The following is a 2,628-nucleotide window of genomic DNA, read 5'->3' as shown; positions in this document are numbered from 1 at the left end:
GAATCTTGAGGGTTCTCTGAGGTCCGGCAAGGAGATGGCGAGACCGGCACGCCGGACCTCAGAGAAGCCGGATTGAATGAAACTGCGGGATGCGAACGAGGTCTATGGGGATTTGACTGAGCCGGAGGGGGCACCCGGCGTCGAGATGAGGGTGATGTCGATGGAATGGGGGTGGATCGGGATGGCGGCAGACGTCGGCATGATCACTCCGCAGGCCTTTCCGGATCGGCAGAAGGTGGGCGGCGGGCATTCCGCAGCGCCCTTGATGGAGCGCGTCCAGCCGACTGCGCCGCTGACGGAGTTGGTCAACGGGGGAACTGTCGCGCAGATCAAATGCCGGTCAGATCTCATGACGTGTCGATCCGGATGGGATGATCGCCAGCCGCCGGGCGGGGGATTGGCGCAAAGGGCGCCATGGCACCACCACAGCATGGACAACGGCGGAGGTCGCGGCCAGTCAGCCGGTGAAGGTGATCCCGATAGTCATCGGCCTCCTCCGGTTGGGCGGCTGGCAGCGGCGGGGCGGCGAGCAGGCGGCGACAGGTCTCGAGCCTGGCTGCGCGGTGGCCATTGGCGAGAAAGCCATAATGGCGGATGCGATGGAAGCCGTCGGGCAGGACATGCAGGAGAAAGCGGCGGATGAATTCGCCGGCCTCCAGCCCCATGATCTTCTGCTTGTCGTGGTGACGGTAATCCTTCCAGCGGAAGTGGACGCGACCGTCCTCGATGGTGACCAGGCGGCTGTTGGCAATGGCGACGCGGTGGGTGTAGCGGCCGAGATAGGCCAGCACCTGTTCGGGGCCGCCGAACGGGGGCTTGGCGTAAACGACCCACTCGGCCCGGCGCAGCGGCGCCAAGTGGCGGGCGAAGGCGGCAGGATCGGACAGGGCTGCGAGATCGGAGAAAAAGGACAGACGGCCAGCCCGGTAAGCCTCGAGCAGCAGATCGAGGAACCGACGACGGAACAGCCGGGACAATACCTTCACCGGCAGAAAGAAGCCGGGGCGGCAGGCGATCCAGCGCGATCCATCGGGCGACAGGCCACCGGCCGGCACGATGCAGTGGAGATGGGGGTGGTGCTGCAGCGCCTGCCCCCAGGTGTGCAGCACGGCGACCACACCAAGTTCGGCACCGAGGTGGCGGGGATCNGCCACCGGCCGGCACGATGCAGTGGAGATGGGGGTGGTGCTGCAGCGCCTGCCCCCAGGTGTGCAGCACGGCGACCACACCAAGTTCGGCACCGAGGTGGCGGGGATCGGCTGCGATGGTGCGCAGGGTCTCGTTGGCGGCCTTGAACAGGATGTCGTAGACCACAGCCTTGTTGTGGAAGGCGATGGCAGCGATCTCGGCAGGCAGGGTGAAGACGACGTGGAAGTAGGGCGCCGGCAGCAGTTCGGCCTGGCGGTCGGCCAGCCACTGGGCGCGCGCCAGGCCCTGGCACTTGGGACAATGCCGGTTGCGGCAGGAATTGTAGGCGATACGCACCAGCCCGCAGTCGTCGCAAGCCTCGCTATGTCCGCCCAGCCGGGCGGTACGGCAGGCCTCGATTGCCGCCATCACCCGGCGGCGACTGCGGTCAAGCCCGCCCTCCTGGGCAGCACGCCATGTCTCGCCATAGCGGCGGAACACTTCCGCCACCTCCAGCCCGCTGGCCATGGCCGGCGCCTCAGGCGGGGGGCACTCCCGCCAGGACAAGGTGATCGAGCGGGCTCGTCGTCCCGGCGATCGTCCGGCTGGACACCTGCGTATAGCGTGCGGTCGTCAACAGGTTGCTGTGGCCAAGCAGCACCTGGATGATCCGGATGTCGGTGCCGGCCTCCAGCAGATGGGTGGCGAAACTGTGCCGCAGCGTATGGACGGTGACCCGCTTGTCGATGCCGGCGATGGCGCAGGCCACCTGACAGGCGCCGTGCAGCACATTCGTCTCGATCGGCCGCCCCTCGCGGCCGGGAAACAGCCAGTGTCGCGGTTTCGCCAGTCGCCAGTAATCGCGCAGGATGCCCAGCAACTGAACCGACAGCATGACGTTGCGGTCCTTGCCCCCCTTGCCCTGCTCGACCCGGATCAGCATACGCCCGCTGTCGATGTCGGCCACCTTGAGCCCCACCACCTCAGATACCCGCAGCCCGCCAGCATAGGCGGTGGTCAGCGCCGTGCGGTTTCTCAGGCTCGGAACCGCTGCCAGAAAGCGGATCACCTCGTCGGCGCTCAACACCACCGGCAACCGCCGCGGCTTGCGCGCATAGGCAATCAGTTCTGGGATCTCCGCCTGCCCCAGCGTCACCCTGTAGAAAAACCGCAGCGCCGCCACCGTCTGGTTGAGGCTGGCCCACGAGATGCCCCGTGACGCCAAGTGGACCTGGAAGGTGCGGACGTCCTCCAGACCGAGCCGATCCGGCGAACGTCCAAAAAACCGGCTGAACTTCGATACCGCTTGAATGTATGTTCGTTGCGTCGCCGGTGACAGATTGCGGATCGTCATGTCCTCAATCATGCGGCGGCGAAGAGGGCTCATCTCAGCCATCGGAGGGCTCCCGTCTCAAGGTGGTCGTGGAAAACCAACCTTGTCAGACGGGAGACCTTGCCGTCACATCAGACTCCAATACCGCGCCAGCGGTTTCGTTCAAT

Annotated in this window: 1 protein-coding gene and 2 pseudogenes; all 3 read right to left on the bottom strand. The window is 66.0% G+C overall.

Features of this window, described 5'->3' with window-relative positions; translation table 11 throughout:
* Positions 1-347: 347 nt before the first annotated feature.
* Positions 348-1,151, bottom strand: a pseudogene (locus tag MTBSS4_RS17800) (transposase); the annotation flags it as partial.
* A 31-nt stretch (positions 1,152-1,182) separates the two neighbouring features.
* Positions 1,183-1,656, bottom strand: a pseudogene (locus MTBSS4_RS22830) (transposase zinc-binding domain-containing protein); the annotation flags it as partial.
* 10 nt (positions 1,657-1,666) lie between these two features.
* The gene (locus MTBSS4_RS17790; RefSeq protein WP_173984722.1) at positions 1,667-2,524 is read right to left on the bottom strand and encodes a tyrosine-type recombinase/integrase; all 858 of its coding nucleotides are present in this window, start codon (positions 2,522-2,524) and stop codon (positions 1,667-1,669) included.
* Between the last annotated feature and the right edge of the window lie 104 nt (positions 2,525-2,628).

The sequence above is a fragment of the Magnetospirillum sp. SS-4 genome (assembly GCF_902729425.1).
Lineage (GTDB): Bacteria > Pseudomonadota > Alphaproteobacteria > Rhodospirillales > Magnetospirillaceae > Phaeospirillum.
This window is presented reverse-complemented; position numbering and strand designations above follow the sequence as displayed.

Excerpts from the sequence above, each read along its gene's own strand:
- MTBSS4_RS17790 (WP_173984722.1), bottom strand. The coding sequence starts at position 2,524 with ATGGCTGAGATGAGCCCTCTTCGCCGCCGCATGATTGAGGACATGACG.